The organism is Methylobacterium sp. WL18 (assembly GCF_008040015.1).
GTDB classification, from domain to species: Bacteria; Pseudomonadota; Alphaproteobacteria; order Rhizobiales; family Beijerinckiaceae; genus Methylobacterium; species Methylobacterium mesophilicum.
Genome location: NZ_VRVD01001295.1, coordinates 1 through 514, shown reverse-complemented (window position 1 = coordinate 514; position 514 = coordinate 1). Strand labels below are relative to the sequence as shown.

Here is a 514-nt window from a genome sequence, read left to right as displayed (position 1 = left end):
CCCGGCGCGCCGCTCGACGCGGCGGCGCGCGAGGCCGTCGTCGGGGAGGCGCTGAAGGCGCTGTCCTACGATGACGGGCGCGACCTCCGGAACGATGCCACCTACGGTCTGCACCAGCTCGCCACCATCGCGTGGACCTCGGTGTCCACGTCGAAGTCGAATCCCAGCCCGGGGCTCTCGGTCGTCCAGGCCCTGCGGGACATCATCGCGCACTGGGGCGACGGCGCGACCGCAACGGGCGAGGATGCGGGATCCGGCATCGTGTACGGCGATGCCGCCCCGATCGCGGCCACCGACGCCCTGGAGGCCGTGATCGTGGTGGCCTCGGAATCGATGCAGTCCCAGACGCTTGCCGAAGCCCTCACCAGTGTGGCGATCCTGCTGCGCCACGTCGATCCGGCCACCGCCGCCCGGCTCGCCGACATCGCCAGCCGGGCGCTGTCGAGCCTCGGCGAGCATGTCCTGACCCGCCAGCTCGAAGCCGCCCTGGCCGACCTCACGGAGGCGCTGCGGG

Annotated in this window: 1 protein-coding gene; it reads left to right on the top strand. The window is 72.8% G+C overall.

Translation table 11 applies throughout. From position 1 onward, the window contains the following. On the top strand, positions 1-514 hold a 514-nt coding region (locus FV228_RS33660), incomplete at both ends, for a hypothetical protein (protein ID WP_187278011.1).